At 57.5% G+C, this 17,527-nt stretch carries 10 protein-coding genes; all 10 read left to right on the top strand.

The features are described 5' to 3' along the window. Positions 1-888 (top strand): metal-dependent hydrolase, encoded by an 888-nt coding sequence (locus tag ACSEXW_RS16115; protein WP_438447194.1) that lies wholly within the window; start codon positions 1-3, stop codon positions 886-888. Positions 889-1,083: 195 nt separating this feature from the next. Continuing rightward, positions 1,084-3,342, top strand: a complete 2,259-nt coding sequence (locus tag ACSEXW_RS16110; protein ID WP_438447193.1) for a helix-turn-helix domain-containing protein — start codon at positions 1,084-1,086, stop codon at positions 3,340-3,342. A gap of 323 nt (positions 3,343-3,665) precedes the next feature. Further along, positions 3,666-4,532 (top strand): ABC transporter permease, encoded by an 867-nt coding sequence (locus ACSEXW_RS16105; protein WP_438447192.1) that lies wholly within the window; start codon positions 3,666-3,668, stop codon positions 4,530-4,532. A gap of 24 nt (positions 4,533-4,556) precedes the next feature. Next, positions 4,557-5,441: a carbohydrate ABC transporter permease gene (locus tag ACSEXW_RS16100; protein WP_438447191.1), complete on the top strand. Its 885-nt coding sequence runs from the start codon at positions 4,557-4,559 to the stop codon at positions 5,439-5,441. 48 nt (positions 5,442-5,489) lie between these two features. Further along, complete coding sequence (locus ACSEXW_RS16095) at positions 5,490-7,094, top strand: extracellular solute-binding protein (protein ID WP_438447190.1); 1,605 nt, start codon at positions 5,490-5,492, stop codon at positions 7,092-7,094. 78 nt (positions 7,095-7,172) lie between these two features. Then, positions 7,173-8,261 carry a peptidylprolyl isomerase gene (locus ACSEXW_RS16090; RefSeq protein ID WP_438447189.1) on the top strand — a complete coding sequence of 363 codons (1,089 nt, stop codon included), beginning with the start codon at positions 7,173-7,175 and terminating at the stop codon, positions 8,259-8,261. A gap of 79 nt (positions 8,262-8,340) precedes the next feature. Next, entirely contained in the window at positions 8,341-13,281 is a 4,941-nt protein-coding gene (locus ACSEXW_RS16085) for an Ig-like domain-containing protein (RefSeq protein ID WP_438447188.1), read from the top strand. 14 nt (positions 13,282-13,295) lie between these two features. Further along, entirely contained in the window at positions 13,296-14,951 is a 1,656-nt protein-coding gene (locus tag ACSEXW_RS16080; RefSeq protein ID WP_438447187.1) for a glycoside hydrolase family 5 protein, read from the top strand. 192 nt (positions 14,952-15,143) lie between these two features. Next, positions 15,144-15,371, top strand: a complete 228-nt coding sequence (locus ACSEXW_RS16075; RefSeq protein ID WP_438447186.1) for a hypothetical protein — start codon at positions 15,144-15,146, stop codon at positions 15,369-15,371. Between the two features lie 134 nt (positions 15,372-15,505). After that, positions 15,506-16,846: an APC family permease gene (locus tag ACSEXW_RS16070; RefSeq protein ID WP_438447185.1), complete on the top strand. Its 1,341-nt coding sequence runs from the start codon at positions 15,506-15,508 to the stop codon at positions 16,844-16,846. Positions 16,847-17,527 lie beyond the last annotated feature (681 nt).

The following is a 17,527-nucleotide window of genomic DNA, read 5'->3' as shown; positions in this document are numbered from 1 at the left end:
ATGGATACGATCACCCATACTCTATTCGGCTTGACGCTGTACGGCTCGGTAGATAAGCGGGGCTGGGAGAAGCCGGCGAAGCGGGCGCTGCTGTTCACCGCCGTGCTGGGCTCCCAGGCGCCGGACATCGATGTGGTGTCCTCGCTGTGGGATACGGCGGGACGGTATCAGATGTGGCACCGAGGCTTCACCCATTCCGTGTTCCTGGTGCCGGTCTGGGCCGCGCTCCTCTTCCTCCTGGCCCGTCTGCTGTGGAAGCGCCAGGCAGGGGGGCGGCTCTTCGGCATGGGGCTCCTGGCCGTGTTCATCCATGACACGAGCGACCTCTTCAACGCATGGGGCACCGGATACTTCGAGCCCTGGTCCCCCATGCGGGTCACCTTCGGGACGATACCCATCGTCGACCCCCTCTTCTGGCTCATCATGCTGGCCGGTTGGCTGTGGGTCCGGTACCGGCTCCTGCCGAAGGGATGGCCGGGGCATCTCGCGTACCGGGCCGTCTGGGCGCTGATGGCGCTGCATGTGGGGCTGCAGTCCGCCCAAGGCTATCTGCTCTATCGGGAGGCTCATTCCCATTATGAGCAGGTGGCGCTGTCTGCGGATTTTGTCCCGGGGCAGTTCACGGTCATCGGCAAACAAGGCTCCGAGGTGGTGCTGGAGAAGGGAAATGTGTTCACCGGCCTGACGGAGCGGATCCGGCTGGAGTCCCGGGAGGATGCGGACCTGGAGCGGCTGTTCGCGGCCAACCCCAAGGCGAAGACGCTGATGGAATGGTCCCCCTTTGTCGTGGTGGTGGACGACGGCCAGCGGTTGGGCGTCTACGATCCCCGTTTCTACCGGAACGGGCAATCCTTCCTGTTCGAATATATCGAGAATAGCGCGCCATAGGCGCCTGGTCATAACGAAGGAGCGATGCGCGGCCTGTCCCCGCTTCGCTCCTTCGTTTTTGGCGTTCCTGGCGGCACCCGGTATTGCAACTTGCGGTCGTAGGCTTATAATCAAATGAAAAGGGACGATTTTACCATAGTACTACCAGGAATCCCAGAAAACCCGGGAAATTCAATGGATGGTCGGGGGGATCGAATGTACTTATTTGCGAAGAAATCGGATCAAACCTGGACGGCGAAGAGCTTCATGGTCATCACGCTACTGATCGTCATGACGATTTGCTTCTTGTCCTTCCTGCTGTATGTTCTGTTCGAGCGGATTATGCTGCAGCAGAATTATGACGTCACGATGGACGGACTGAAGCAGACTGGGCAGGAGGTTTCGGTCATGGCGGTAACGGCGTCCACCTTTGCCAAGCAGCTCTACATCGATCCTGAAATTCAGAACCTGCTGAGCAACGAGCTGGATATTCCCGAGAGGACAAAGGCGCTCAACCGGATGGATGCTTACCGGGCCACCTCCCCGTTTATCGATTCGATCTATGTCTACAAAGGCAGCACCTCGTCGTTCTATGTGAGCTCGGATGTCAGCGTCGGAAGCGAGATCCAGAGAGCGGAATCCTTCTACGACCGAGGCATCGTCGACATTGTCCGGAATGCGGCCCTCTATCACACCCTGGAGCCGATTCCGCGTCACTTGGAGATCAAGACCCCGGGAGGAGTGACGGAGCAGCTGTCACTCGATTATTACACGTTTCTGATCTATGACACCTTAGCCAAAAGTCAGGACCGGAACGTAATCGTGGTCAACATATCCGAAACCCAGCTGCACAAAACCATCGACAGCACGATGGCCAACGCGAGCACCAATACCTTCATCCTGAATCAAGAGGGGATCCTTGCATCCAACAGCTGGAAGTACCCGATGCTGAGCGATTTGCAGGAAAAGCCCTACGTCAGACGCATCCTGTCCGATTCGGAGCAATCCGGTTATTTCGTGGGCAGCGTGGATGGGGTCCGATCGTTCGTCTCCTATTCCGAGCCCGATTATCTCGGTTGGCGGTATGTCCGGGTGATGCCGTACCGGGAGCTGACCCGATCGATTGACCATATGCGGAAGGATACGGTCCTGATCGCCGCCGCCATCTTGGTGATGGGGGTCGCCATCTCCTTCATGCTGTCGAAGCGGTTGTTCTCTCCGGCCGACAAGATGCTCGCACGGTTAAGATCTCTCGAATCGGAAGGGCGGAATCTGCGCCCCAAGCGGAGACAGGATTTCCTGCGGAATCTGATGCTGGGTTGGGAGCGCTTTCACTCTCGGCAGATTCGGGACAAGTGCGCGGAATTCGAGGTAACGCTGGAACCGGAGAAGAATACAGGCCTGTTCCTGATGCAGATCGATGATTATGAGAGCTTCGTTGGGAGATACAGCAACTCGGACCGGGAGCTCCTGAAGTTCGGGATTGCCAATATCGCGGAGGAAATATGCGGTGCCTCTTACCGGGCTGCCGCTGCCGATCTGGGGGAGGATGGCGTAGCCGTATTGGTTCAGCCGCTGGATCGTGAGCTGCCGCCGGAGGAGCAGATCTCCGATTCGGCCAGGCTGACGGCGGAACGGATCCAGCAAGCGGTGCATGATTGCCTGCGCGTGTCCGTATCGGTGTTCCTGTGCAAGCCGCAGCTGCCCATGGCTGAGGCCCATCAGCTGTATGGCAAAGCGGTGGAAGCATCCTACCATCGGCTGTTTGCCGGAGCCGGATGTGTGCTGGATGCGGAGAAGCTGGAACAATCCAAGAGATCAACCACCTACCAATACCCCCTGCACAAGGAGAAGCAGCTGCTGGAGGAGCTGAAGCTCGGCCGGACCGACCAGGCCAAGCGCATCTTCGAAGAGATGCTCCGGGGAACGGAGCATTACCCGATGATGTCGTACCGGATGACGCTGTCGCACCTGTCCTTCGAAATTCACAATGCCATCCAGACCATTCAGGTACACAACGATATCGAATTGGAATCGTCCATGAACAGCTTGGCGGAAGCGGCGAACCGGGCACAGTCCCTGGATCGGGTGCTGGCGGAGTACTTCGCCTGGTTCGATGAGCTGGCCGTCCGCATGGAAGAGAAGAAGAGCGGGAAGCAGGAGGAAACCGTACAGCGGATTATGGATATGATCGATGCCCGGTATATGGACCAAGGGCTCTCGCTGGATTGCATCGCGGAGGAATTGGGGCTGTCCGCCGACCATATCGGCAGATTGTTCAAGAAGCAGACCCTTAGAACCATCCTGAGCTATATTACCGAGGTGAGAATGGGCAAGGCTCAGGAGCTGCTGCGGAAGACCGATCTGCCGGTCGGCGAGATTGCAGAACGATCGGGATTCTCCAACAGTCCGTACTTCTACAAGGCCTTCAAGAAATATCACGGCGTATCGCCGGCGGAATTCCGCAAGATATAGATGGACCCTAAGACCCTCTCCCTAAACCGGCTTGAGACCAGCTCTAGCCGGTTTTGTTGCGTATATGGGGCGGCACCAACCTTTTCCGACGGGACTCTCTTTTTCCGATATCATCGCCAAAAGTGAGAAATGCGGATTATTTGCCGTTGATCGGCCGCTTCCCGCAATCCTATGATGGACCTATCCACCGCAAGGAAACGGGAAGAGGAGGCGATATCGGGATGTCCGATATAGTGGCAGAGATCAGAGAACGGCCATCGTCCGCAGTACACCGAAAGAAGAGATTTTGGCACGATCTGATCAAACATAAAGTTTTGTTGCTTATGATTTTGCCGGTGTTGATATTTTTTACGCTCTTCAGTTATGTGCCCATGGTCGGCATTTATTATGCCTTTACCAAATTCGATTTTAACAAGGGCTTGCTCCACAGTCCGTTCGTGGGCTTCGAAAACTTCAAGTTCCTGTACAAATCCGGCATCCTGTTCAAAATGACGAAGAACACGATTCTATACAATGTGGCTTTTATCTTTATCGGTCATTTTCTGAAGATGACCATGGCGATTATGCTGTCGCAGGTTCCCGGCAAGCTGTTTCGCAAGACAAGCCAATCGATGATGTTTTTGCCACACTTTATCTCCTGGGTATTGGTGGGGGCCATGGTCTATCAATTGTTCAATACCGACCACGGCTTCTTGAATTCGATCCTGAAGGCATTCGGATTCGAGCCGTACAGCTTCTACAACCAGGTGGCGCCATGGAAATATATATTGGTCCTGGCGGATGTATGGAAGGGGGTCGGCTTCGGAACGGTGGTTTATCTGGCGGCTCTTCTCGGCATCAATGAAGAATATTACGAAGCGGCGCGCATCGACGGCGCCAGCATCTACCAGCAGATACGCTATATCACCATCCCGCTGCTTATGCCGACCTTCGTTCTTCTGATCCTGTTCTCGCTCGGCCATATCTTGAAAGGCCAGTTCGATATGTTCTTCCAGATCGTCGGGACCAACGGCATCTTATACGATTCCACGATTATCATCGATACCTACGTCTATCGCACCCTGACCGTCAATTTCGATATCGGCATGGGTACCGCAGCAGGATTGTACCAGTCGTTCTTCGGCTTCGTCCTGATCATGACGGTCAACTACATCATAAGGAAAACCTGTGATGATTACGCTTTGTTCTAATGACCTGGAAGGAGACCAAAACCGATGAGAAGAGATCCGGGGACCTTGTCCTTTAATGCGATCGGGTATACCGTCATTATTTCTTTCACGTTATTCTGTCTGATTCCGTTCTGGCTGATTCTGGCCGGTTCGTTCTCTCGGGAAACGGACGTTATCGCCAAGGGCTTTCAACTATTCCCGGTGCATCTGTCCTTGGATGCATACCGCTCCGTGTTTACCGACCCGGAACAAATCTACCGCGCTTACGGCGTGACCGTCGGGCTGACGGTAACCGCCACGCTGATCGGCCTATGGCTGACCTCCATGGGGGGATATGTTCTCTCCCGGCAGGACTTCAGGTTCCGCGGTTCGCTGGCCTTCTTCATCTACTTCACGACTCTGTTCGGCGGCGGACTGATTCCATGGTACATCCTGATGGTGAAGTACCTTCATCTGAAGGATACCTATACCGTCTTGGTGGTGGTGCACTTGATCAGCGCATGGAACTTGATTCTGATGAAAAACTTCATGCGATCCATACCCGATTCCCTGATCGAATCGGCCAAAATCGACGGGGCCGGAGATTTCAAGATTTATTGGAGAATCATGCTTCCGCTGTCTACGCCGGGACTGGCGACCATCGGCCTGTTTATCGCGCTCGGCTGCTGGAACGAATGGTTCGTCGCCAATCTGTTCATCAACGATCCGAACAAGTACCCGCTGCAATATTTGCTGTATAAGATCCTGTCCGATGCGAGTATTCTCCAAAGCACTATAGCGGCCCAAATCATGTCGGTGGGGATGACGCCGCCAACGGAGACGCTCAAGATGGCCATTGCGGTGGTCGCCACAGGTCCGGTTATTCTGTTGTATCCGTTCGTGCAGCGTTATTTTGTCAAAGGCCTGACGATCGGCGCGGTAAAAGGTTAGTCCCGGCTTAACCGGCTAACATAGAGAAGAATACAAGGAGGAGTCATCATGCAATCCAAGAAGCGTCTCATATCCGGTATGGCAGCCACTGCGCTTATGACGGCGGCGGTTCTGTCCGGCTGCGGAGGCGAGGATTCAAGCTCGGCAGGCAGCGAAGCGAGCAAAGCGCCGGTCCAATCGCCCGGGACATCTGCTGCAGCATCCGCTGCGGCGTCCAACACGCCGGATATCTCCAAGAAGGTGGAGCTGAACTGGTATTTGCTCGGAGCGGTGAGCCCCGATACCGAGAAAGTGATGGCCGAAGCAAACAAGATTTTGGAGAAGGAACTGAATGCCACCATCAAGCTGAACTTTACGACCTGGACCGACTGGCAGACGAAGTACAATCTGCTTCTGTCGTCAGGCGAGCCTGTGGATATGATATTCGCTTCCTCCTGGGCGGATTATTTCAAGTACGCCAAGCAGGGCGCGTTTATGGATTTGACGAATATGCTGCCCAAGTTCGCCCCCGAAACCTGGAAGACGGTGCCGAAGCAGGATTGGAGCGATGTGACGGTCGGCGGCAAAATCTACGCGGTCCCCAGCACCTTCGCGGAATACGCTCCGGACGGATGGGTATACCGCGAGGATTGGCGCAAGCAGTTCAATCTGCCGGAAATCAAGGATTTGGCCTCGCTTGAAGCCTATATAGCAGGCGTCAAGAAGAATGTGCCGAATGTGACGCCCATCGGCGGCAACACGAGCAATGAATTAAACGTGCTCTACAAGTACCTAAACGATTTTCAGCCCATCGGAGGGGACAGCAGCCTGATTGGGGCCTCGTCCTATGGCAAACCGCGTGATATCGTCATTTATCCGTTCACCAAGGAATATTCGGACTTTGTGCACATGACCAAGAGATGGGCAGACCAAGGCTTCTGGTCCAAAGACGCTTTAGCCTCCAAAGAAAACCCAGGCAATATGATCAAAGCGGGAACCGGCGCCATCCAATGGACCAATCTGGCCGGTGCGAGCACCTTCATCGCCGGCGTGCAGAAGGATACCAAGGGCGCCATCGAGCTCGGCTACTTCCCGTTCACGCGCTTCCACCATTATGCCATGCCGAACCTGTCGATCAATAACGGCATGGCGGTTCCGAGAAGCGCCAAAAACCCGGAGCGGTCCTTGATGGCTCTGGAGAAAATCCGCAATGACCAAAAGCTCTACCGCCTCATGACCTATGGTATCGAGGGGTACCATTACAGCTTCGCCGAAAATGGAAAGAATATCGTGAGCCCGGCCCAAGGCCAGGACCCGAATAAGGTCAAAGGCTACAGCATTGCCGATTGGGGCTGGCGCAACGAGAAGAATATGCTCTTCCCGCAAGGCGGCTGGGATCTGTATGACAAGCTGCTCGTGGAAATGAAAGGGTATTCGAAGCCGAATCTATTCGCACCGATAACCTTGGATTACGAGCCGGTCAAGAGCGAGCTCGCCGCAGTCAACGAAGTGAAGAAGCAGTATGAAGGGCAGCTGAGAGCCGGTCTTGTGAAGGATGTAGACGAAACCTTGAAGACATATCAGGATAAGCTGAAGACGGCCGGCATCGATAAAGTGGCGGATTACGTGAAGAAGCAGGCCAACGCCTACTTTGACGAGAAGGGCATCAAGTAATCGGCAGGTTAGGACAACAGGGAGCTGTACGAATGCGGCTCCCTTTATCATTTTGCTGGAGGAAGGCGGGGGAGGGTCTTGAAGCTGGTGCAGTTGGCAATTGCGGCTCTTGCGGGAATGGTCATTGCCGCCATATCCATCTGGTCCTCACGGGCCGGTGCCGTGCCGGAGGAGGAGCCGGTTGCAGTGGTGAACGACAGCCCGGTCACGGCGGTGGAATTCATGCGCGAGGCGGAACGGCAAAGGGCTTCCGTGATCGACTACTTCTACCGGACATATGGCGCGAAGATGGGGCATCATTTCTGGGAATCGGCATTCAACGGGGAAAATCCGGAAACCGCCTTGAAGGAGCGGACGCTGAAGGAAATTGTCAGAACGAAGGTGGAGCTGGAGCTCTTCCAGGAGCACGGGCTGATCCATGGGACCTCCGATGCTGATCTGATCCGGGAGCTGGAGAAGGAGAATGAGCGTAGACGTGCCGCAATCCGGGCGAATCAGCCGGTTTATGGCCCAGTTCACTTGGATGAAGCTGCGTTTCGGGATATTTTCATCAGCAAAACGAGGGGGGAGTTAAAGGAAAAGCTGTCCAGGAATGAGCTGGTGGCCAACGATGACACCTTAATGCGCCATTATGAAGCGATCAAGGATCCGATGCTGATCAGCGAAGGAACCGTCCGGTTCGATAAGCTGACTGTCTCCTATAAGGACACCGGCTCCGGGGATGGGGATGGCCGGTCGAAGGACCGGGTTAGAGCGGAGATGGCTGACGCCAAGCGGCTCGCGGACCAGGGAATGGAGCTGGCAGAGGCGGCGAAGGAGCTGTGGGTGGGAGTCGGAGCATCGGTGGCCGGATACACGGAGGAGGAGTTGAACAACAGGACGGCCGGGGCCTATTACAAATTTCAGCCGGCTCTATATGCCCTGCTCACCGGAGGTCTTCCCGACGGCCGAGTCAGTCCCGTTATCGATGAAGCGGCACAAGGGAGCTATGTTCTGGTCCGGATAACCGACAGAGAAGCGGGCGGGTACAGAAGCTTCGAGGAGAGCAGGAGCCAAGTAGAGAGCAGCTATAGGGACACGGCCTATTCCGCTTATCTGAACAGGCTTGTGGAGGCGGCGCGTGTCGATCTTCATCCCCAGGCTTGGAAGGCGCTAAGGCTGCTGTAATTCATGATCTCGAAAACGGTTACAACCTTTGGGCCGGGCCGTTTTTCGGATACAACATCAATACGGAGGGGGATTTGTTGTGGGAAGAGCAAGAAGGTACAGGTGGACCAGTATCCTGCTGGTTCTGGCTATCACGGTGTCATTCTTCATGCCTGTAACTGGGCAAGCCGTCGTTCATGCGGCGGGGAACGTGTATTACGTGGACGCGCTGGACGGGAACGACGGGAACTCCGGTACCGCACCGGGCTCCGCATGGCAAACCCTGGATAAAGTGAATGCCACCGTGTTCCAGCCGGGGGACACGCTTCTGTTCAAGGCAGGCGGCGTATGGACCGGTTCTCTCTCGCCCAAAGGCTCGGGGGCGGAGGGAAGCCCCATCAAGATCGACAGGTATGGGGAAGGCAGCAAGCCGTTGATCGCCGGAGCGGGTGCGGCGGCGGCCGTCTACTTTTACAATCAGGAGCAGTGGGAGGTCCGGAATCTGGAGATTACCAATGACGCTCCGAGCGCTGCGGTGCGAAGAGGGATTCATGTGGACGGCAGCAGCGGCACGTGGACGAATCCGAGAGTCTATAAGCACTTCGTGTTCGAGAATCTGGACATCCACCATGTGAAGGGCGCGGTTGCCACGGATTACGCCCATAACGGAGGCATTATCGTATGGGGCACAGCCTGGGATTACCATGTCTCGGATGTGGTCATCAACAATAATAAGATCTATACGGTCGACAGCGTAGGCATTTATCTGAACGGCGCCCAGACCCGCTATTCCAGCGGCCTGAAGGTGACGAACAATCTGATCTACGATGTGGCGGCGGACGGGGCATTCGTTCTGAATACGACGAACGGGCTGATAGAGAACAACGTCGTCCACGATACGCATGTGCGGGCCAGCGGCTATCATGTGCCGTTGTGGGTTTATGCGGGCAAGGACAATGTCATTCAGTTCAACGAGGTCTACAATACGGCTCCCGGCGGCGATGCGATGGCGTATGATGCGGATTATAACAGCGAGGGAACCGTCATCCAATATAATTACAGCCATAACAATGCCGGCGGCGGCTTCCTGGTGGTCAACGACGGCACGAACGCCGTGAACCCGAACAAACCCAACTTCAACCGCAATTCGGTCGTCCGCTATAACATCAGCCAGAATGACAGCGGTGCCGCTTTTACGATCAGCGGAACACCGGACACCACGTATATCTATAACAACACCGTTTATTTGCCCCGTTCCTCCAATGCCAAGGTTGTGGATTTCTTGAACTGGGGCGGTTATGCCCAGAACACGTATTTCTACAACAATCTGATCTACAATCTGGGAACGGGCGGGTATAACTTCGCGGGCAGCACGAACAATGTGTTCGAGAATAACGTATTCTTCGGGACTCACCCGAGCAGCGAGCCGGAAGACCCCTACAAGATCACGGCAGACCCGCAGCTGGCTTCTCCCGGGTCGGGGGGCATAGGCAAGGATACGCTTGCCGGCTATCAGCTGCTGAACACCTCCCCGGCCATCGGGGCGGGCAAGCCGATCACTGGCAACGGCGGCCGGGATTACTTCGGAAACCCGGTTCCCTCGAATGCCGCACCGAACATCGGCGCTTACCAGGGCCCGGGGCTGGATCCGAACAACCTTCCCCCGCTGCCGCAGCCTCCGTCGGAGGAAAACCTGCTGAAGAACCCCGGCTTTGAAGCGGGGGACTTCACCGATTGGCCGACTCATTACAACGGAGCAACGATTGAAGGCACGGATCCGCATACCGGCCTTTACGCCGCCAAGCTGACAGGAAGCTATGCAGGCGCGGAGCAAATCGTCGGCGGGCTCTACCCGAACACCATGTACAAATTGTATGCATGGGGCAAAAGCGTAAATGGCGGAGATGCGGTCTTCGGAGTGAAAAATTATGGCGGAGCCGCTAAGGACGTCCATGTGACGACAACCGGCTACACCCGGAAGGAGATTACCTTCACGACGGGAAGCACCAGCACAAGCGCCATCATCTACCTGTATAAGAACGGCGGCAGCGGGGATGTGATCTTCGACGATCTGGAGCTGGTCCAGTACGGCGCGGCCCCTCTCCCTACCGACCCGCCTGTGGTGTATCCGGAGGGCTCGAATGACGAGTTTGACTCGGCGTCCTTGAAGGATCAATGGCGTTGGGTCCGGGAAAACGCGGCCAATTGGTCTCTGAGTGCCAATCCGGGGTTCATGAGAATCGTCAGCGAGCATGGGGACATTGCAGGCGGTACGGGCGATGCGAAGAACATCCTGCTCACAGGCGCTCCTTCCGGAGACTGGGCCATCGAGACGAAGCTGGACGGGAAGCCGGTTTCCAGATGGTCGCAGGGCGGATTAATCCTATACGTGAACGACAATACGTATATCCGGATGACCCGGCTGTACGGGGAGGGGAACCAGTTCCAGTTCGACGTCAAGTATAACGGCGTCCGCACCCATTATGAGGTTCCCGACACGATAGCATCGGCAGTCGCTTATCTGCGGCTTGTGAAATACGGGTCGACCTATGCCGGGTACTATTCGGCGGACGGAGTCACGTATACCCAGGTCGGGTTCTCCCTATCCGCCAACCTTGCGGATCCGAAAATCGGCTTGATCGTTTGTGCGGGAACGGGACTTACGGCGAATTTCGATTCCTTCCATATCGTGAAGGACGGCATTGCGCCGCCTCCTTCACCGACCCCAACGCCGACCCCGACGCCCACTCCAACCCCGACTCCGGTGCCGGTCAGCGGGGTAACGCTCAATAAGACGGCGCTGAGCTTGAAGGCCGGCGAGACGTCAGAGCTCACAGCCTCCGTGCAGCCCGCCAATGCGGCCAATAAGAATGTCGCCTGGAGCTCGGACAATCCGGCGGTAGCGACAGTGGATGCCAGCGGAACCGTCACGGCGGTCAGCGCTGGAACGGCTGCGGTTACCGTCACGACGGCGGATGGAGGCAAGAAGGCGGTCTGTACCGTTCAGGTGATTTCGCCCGTCAATCTGTTGACCAATCCCGGCTTTGAGACGGGGGATTTCACCGGATGGCCGACGCACTTCACGCAGTCCGCCATTGTGAACGCCAACGCCTATTCGGGAATGTACGCGGCCCAATTGACGACCGCTTACGGAGGCATCGAGCAGAAGGTGAACGGGCTTTCCCCGAATACGACCTATACGCTGTCCGCTTGGTCCAAGGGGGAAAACGCACAATTCGGCGTCCGGAATTACGGCAGCTACCAGCGGCAGTTGACGGTGAACACGGCGGACTATACGAGGAAGGAAATCACCTTCACCACCGGAAGCAACAATACGAGCGTTACGGTATTCATGTACAAACTCGCGGTGGCCGGCGAGGCTTATTTCGACGACTTCGAGCTGGTTCAGACCGGACCGGCACCGTCGCCAACCCCGACGCCGACGCCAACAGTAACTCCAACGCCAACGCCAACGCCGACCCCGACAGGGGGGCCAACTCCTCCACCGACCTCCACCGTCCTCGTTGAGAACGACTTCGAAGACGGAGATGCCGCCGGCTGGACCGCCTTCAGCGGCACATGGAGCATCGCAGCGGACGGAAGCAAGGTCTACAGACAATCCTCGACCTCCGGGGAAGCGATCGCCTATGCGGGAGAGGACTCCTGGACCGATTATTCGTATGAGGCTCAGGTCAAGCTGGGCACGGTGAGCGGGAATGCAGGGCTAATATTCCGGTACGCGGATGCCTCCAACTTCTATATGTTCAGGCTGAACGACAGCAGCGATAAAGCGGAGCTGTACAAACGGGTGGACGGCACCTTTACAATGGTTGCAAGCAGCGCGCAGTCCATCGCGACGGGGCAGTGGTATACCCTGAAGATCATGGTTGGGGGCAATCATGTGACAGGGTACGTAGACGGTGTGGAGAAGATCAATTGGACGAATCCGGCGACGCAGCTGACCTCCGGCAAGATCGGGCTGCGAACCCATACGTCCTTCGCAAGCTTCGACCATATACGGGCTGCCGCTTCATCGCCGGCTCCGACCCCGACGCCTGCGGATACCACCCCGCCTGTGCTTACGGTTCCCGCCGACAAGACGGTGGAGGCTGCCGGGGTCAAGACGGCCGTGGCTATCGGGGATGCCGCCGCTGCCGATGAATCGCCGGTGACGATCACGAACGACGCCCCGCCGGATTACCCGCTCGGCACCACGGCTGTCACCTGGACGGCGACAGACAGGAGCGGAAACAAAAGCACGGCAGTGCAGCTCATCACAGTGGCGGATACCACCCCGCCCGTCCTTACGGTTCCCGCCAATGTAACCGTGAAGGCATCGGCGAGGCGGAGCCCCGTACCGCTGGAAGGAGCTGCCGCTATCGATCTGGTGGACGGAACGGTCGCCGTTACCAGCAACGCACTGCCGGATTATCCGGTTGGCAGTACCGTGGTGACGTTCCATGCGACGGACAGCAGCGGGAACGCTGCGACAGCCACGGTGACGGTAACCGTAAGCAATGCTTCTCCGGTACTGGGGCCGATCGAGGATCAGAGATCGATAGAAGGGAAGCTGCTGGAATTTGTTGCCGTGGCATCCGATCCGAATGAGGATCCTGTTGTGATCAGCATGGAGAATCTTCCTGCCGGAGCCGTATTCGACCGTGCAGCCGGAAGATTCTCCTGGACACCCGGGTACACCCAGTCCGGCTCGTATACCGTAGTGGTCCGCGCAAGCGACGGGCAAGGGACGGACAGCAAAAACGTGGTCATTACGATATCGAATGTAACGGCGGCGGATTTGATTAAGGAGTGTATCGGTTCCGTCCTCCAGACAGACCCGGATATCAAGGGGGCTCTGATCGTGAAGCTGGAGGAGGCAGCAGCCTCTTGGGCTCGAGGGAACGCCAACGCGGCGATCAATAAGCTCCATGCTTTTGTCAACAGTGTGGAGGCCCAGAGAGGGAAGAAGCTTACCCAAGAGAAGGCGGCTGCGCTGATTCGTGCCGCCGAAGCAATCGAATATGTAATCGGCTTGGATTAGGGATGGGGGAGAACATGCAGCAAACCTATGGAATCGAGCGGGAGCGGGAGGTTACCGAATTCGTCCGGGCGGACGGACGCAGGCTGGTGAACGGAGAGGGCCGTGAAATTCTGCTTCGGGGCGTCGGCTTCGGCAACTGGCTGCTGCCGGAGGGCTATATGTGGATGTTCCCGAAGGAGGGGGACCGCCCCCGGCGGATAGAGGCGATGATCGAAGGCTTGATCGGTTGGGAGAAGGCCGGAAGGTTCTGGGAGCTCTATTATGAGCGCTATATTTCGGAGGCGGACATCGAGCGGATTGCGGCGGAGGGCTTCAACTCCGTACGGGTTCCGATCAACGCGCGATTCCTGATGGAGGATATGGAGGAGCCCCTGAAGCTCATGGATCGCCATCTCGCTTATATCGACCGGATGATCGGCTGGTGCAGGGATCACCGCTTATATGTCATTCTGGATTTGCATGGTGCGCCGGGGGGCCAGACGGGGACCAACATCGACGATTCGGAACGGGATCATCCCGACCTGTACGCGGATGAGAAGTATGAGCGGCTGACGGTCCGGCTCTGGCGTGCGCTTGCCGAGCGGTACAGAGAGGAGTGGATCGTTGCGGGCTACGATCTGCTGAACGAGCCGCTGCCGGATTGGTTCGCAGCCTATAACGGCCGGCTGATGCCGTTGTACAAGGAGATCGTTGCAGCCATTCGGGAAGTGGATACCCGGCATATGATCATTCTGGAAGGCGCCCATTGGGCGACGGATTGGTCGGTGTTCACGGAGAGGATCGACGACAATCTGATGCTGCAATTCCACAAGTATTGGAGCAATCCGGATACGGAAAGCCTGCAGCCTTATCTGGAGAAGCGGGATGAATGGAACGTGCCGATCTTTATGGGCGAGGGCGGGGAAAACTGCAACGATTGGTATGCCGGGGCGTTCCAATTGTTCGAGGATCATAGGATCTCGTGGAATTTCTGGCCGTGGAAAAAACTTGATACCCGGAATTCCCCCTGCTCGATCCGCATGCCGGATGATTGGCAGAGGTTGGTCCGGTATCTGGAGGGCGGGGACCGTCCGGACCAAGCGGATGCTGAACGCATTCTGAAGCAATTCGTGAATGCCCTGCCCTTGGAACGCTGCGAGTATCATCCGGGGGTGGTCCGGTCGCTGTTCCGGAGGGTGCCGTTCCGGGTTCCGGCCATCTTCTACGGGTATAAGGGAGAAGGGATCAGCTATGTGCTTGGCGCCGCGGAGCCCAAGGAGAATCCCTGGGGGTTCCGCATCCGGGATGGCGCGGACATCCGAGCCGCAGAGGCAGGGGAGAAGAGACCGGCTGTCTGGCATGGACGCGGCGATTCCGACCGGATGCTGATCGTTCAGCTGGCGGAGGGAGCCTGGTTCGACTATGCGTTCACGCTGCCTACGAGCCGGTTGCCTCATAAGCTGATCCTCCGGATGCGGGCGTGTTCCGTCGAAGGGCCGGCTGAAGTCCGGGTTGTAGTGAACGGATGGGAAGCCGGGAGCGTGGAGCTATCCGGCGGTGCGGACCAGTGGCAGGAAGCGGAGCTTGTCCTTGCGGCTTCTTATGAAGCGGGACCGTTGAAGGTTCGGATCGGGACGAAACGGCAGGCCGTCCGTTTGGAATGGGTGGAAGTCGTCTTCTCAGACGTGTAGTACAAATCGCGCAAGGATCACCCCTCGCATGGAGGTATTCGGCCGGATTATGGATCCGGTCGGGTGCCTCTTTGCGGTTCGGGCGGGGCATAGACGTTAGGGCTATCGGTCCCCTATGGATGGGAAATTGGCACGGGAATTGCATAAATATTCCGCTCAGGCGCATGGTAAAACCATATGAAGGAGTGGATCGTGTTGGTCACGTTGGTGTACCTGCTGCTTAGTCTCCTGCTGATCCTAATGATCGCCGGTCTGGATGTGTTCGCCGGCAAGACGACTTTTGTGGAAGCCCTGAAAGTCTTCTACACCAGCACGGAGCATTACCATTCGCCGATCTATCTGGTTATCTGGGTCTTCGCCCTCTTGTGGTCGCTGGCGACGGATATCCGGCACCGCCGGCACCGGGTCAACGGGGAATAGAACACAAAATGTCCATAATTGTCCAGGTGGTTAATTACTAGATTTGTCACGAATGGCCCGTTAGGAGTGGCGGGTTGTCCATTATAATGGAGGACGAATGTACACCACGAGGAGACAATGAGGGGGCATAGATTATGGAAGGACAATTAAAAAAGGAGCTTGGCATCTCGGTTGCCATGTCATTGGTCATCGGAACGGTCATCGGTTCCGGAATCTTCATGAAGCCGGGGCGGGTCATTCTGGCTGCAGGCGATTCGAACATGGCCATGCTGGCCTGGATCCTGGGCGGAATTCTGACGATCGCCGGCGGCCTGACCATCGCGGAGATCAGCGTGCAGTTTCCCAAGACCGGCGGTCTGGTGGTCTATCTGGAGGAAGTGTTCGGCAGGGTATGGGGCTACCTGGCCGGATGGGTGCAGACCATCATCTACGGGCCAGCTATTATCGGAGCCCTGGGCTTGTATTTCGGTTCCTTGCTGACCAGCTTCTTCGGACTGGATGAGGGGCTGAAGCTGTGGTTCGGTATTGGGACGGTGCTGTTCCTGTTCACGGTCAATAGTCTTGGCACCAAGTACGGCGGCTCGGTACAGACCGTATCCACGGTGGCCAAGTTCGTGCCCATCGTGCTGATCGCCGTGCTGGGTCTGGCCAAGGGCGATTCGCAGATCTGGAACGTCAGCAGCGGGGTGGCCGAGCATGCGGGCATGGGCGCCGCCATTCTGGCCACGCTGTGGGCGTATGACGGCTGGATGCTTGTCGGCAATGTAGCGGGGGAGATGAAGAACCCGGGCAAGCACCTGCCGCTGGCCATTATCGGAGGCCTGTCCGTCGTGACGGCGGCTTATCTTCTGGTCAACCTGGCGCTGTTCCATGTGCTGCCTGCGGACCGGATCGCCGCCCTGGGGACGGATACCGCCAGCACGGCCGCCAAGATCCTGATGGGCGCTGCCGGCGGCAAGGTCATCAGCATCGGCATTCTGATCTCGATCTTCGGCTGCTTGAACGGCAAGATTCTGGCATTCCCGCGGGTGACCTACGCCATGGCGGAACGGGGGCAGCTGCCGTTCTCGAAGTTCCTCGTCAAGGTCCATCCGAGGTTCGGCACCCCGGTGGCCGCCACCGGCATGCAGGTGGCGCTGGCTCTCGTTATGATGGCGCTGAGCAACCCGGACTACCTGTCCGACATGGCCATCTTCGCCGTGTATATCTTCTATGTGCTGGCGTTCGTCGCTGTCTTCCTCCTGCGGCGCCGCAATCCCGGAGCCAAGCGGATCTACAGCGTTCCGCTGTACCCGGTGGTTCCGCTGATCGCCATCGCCGGCTCTCTGTTTGTTCTGGTGAGCACGCTGATGGACCAGACGCGGGATTGCCTTCTGGCCATCCTGGTCACACTGCTGGGCCTGCCGCTGTATCTGTACCTGAACCGCCGCAAGGCGTCTGCGGCCAAGATGTCCGCTTCAGGAGAAGCCGTATAACGATGAACCCCCTTTTCCCGGTTATCGGGAGAAGGGTTTTTTTTGGTTTGCGCGAGAGTGCGAGGGCGGGAGAGAGTGTGAGCGGGAGGGGGTGTGCGGGGGACGGGCGAGGGAGAGAACGCGGGAGGGGGCAGGTGTACCAACGGCAAAAATGCCGCAGAATCCCGCGGCATCCCGCCCCAGTACAAACCAGCGGCAGAAGTGCCGTTGGTTTTAGGAGGAGTGCGGGCGAGGGGCGGATGCAGACGCATCAGCGGCAAAAATGCCGCAGAATCCCGCGGCGTCCCGCCCCCCGGCGCAACCAGCGGCAGAAGTGCCGTTGGTTTTCGGAGGAGTGCGGGCGAGGGGCAGATGCAGACGCATCAGCGGCAAAAAAGCCGCAGATTCCGGCCGCGTCCCGCCCCCCGGCGCAACCAGCGGCAGAGGTGCCGTTGGTTTGCGGGAAAGTGCAAGCAGGGGCGGATGAAGGCGCACCAACGGCAAAAATGCCGCAGAATCCTAGGACGTCCCGCCCCCCAGCGCAACCAGCGGCAGAAGTGCTGTTGGTTTTCGGAGGAGTGCGGGCGAGGGGCAGATGCAGACGCATCAGCGGCAAAAAAGCCGCAGAATCCCGCAGAATCCCGCGGCGTCCTGCCCCCCGGCGCAACCAGCGGCAGAGGTGCCGTTGGTTTTCGGAGGAGT

It is taken from the genome of Oryzibacillus soli, from assembly GCF_051594765.1.
Lineage (GTDB): Bacteria > Bacillota > Bacilli > Paenibacillales > NBRC-103111 > Paenibacillus_AR.
The sequence above is the reverse complement of the archived record's forward strand: the minus strand, read 5'-3'. Positions and strand labels throughout refer to the sequence as shown.

Coding starts and splice junctions, on each gene's coding strand:
- ACSEXW_RS16115 (WP_438447194.1), top strand. CDS start 1: ATGGATACGATCACCCATACTCTATTCGGCTTGACGCTGTACGGCTCG.
- ACSEXW_RS16110 (WP_438447193.1), top strand. CDS start 1,084: ATGTACTTATTTGCGAAGAAATCGGATCAAACCTGGACGGCGAAGAGC.
- ACSEXW_RS16105 (WP_438447192.1), top strand. CDS start 3,666: ATGATTTTGCCGGTGTTGATATTTTTTACGCTCTTCAGTTATGTGCCC.
- ACSEXW_RS16100 (WP_438447191.1), top strand. CDS start 4,557: ATGAGAAGAGATCCGGGGACCTTGTCCTTTAATGCGATCGGGTATACC.
- ACSEXW_RS16095 (WP_438447190.1), top strand. CDS start 5,490: ATGCAATCCAAGAAGCGTCTCATATCCGGTATGGCAGCCACTGCGCTT.
- ACSEXW_RS16080 (WP_438447187.1), top strand. CDS start 13,296: ATGCAGCAAACCTATGGAATCGAGCGGGAGCGGGAGGTTACCGAATTC.
- ACSEXW_RS16070 (WP_438447185.1), top strand. CDS start 15,506: ATGGAAGGACAATTAAAAAAGGAGCTTGGCATCTCGGTTGCCATGTCA.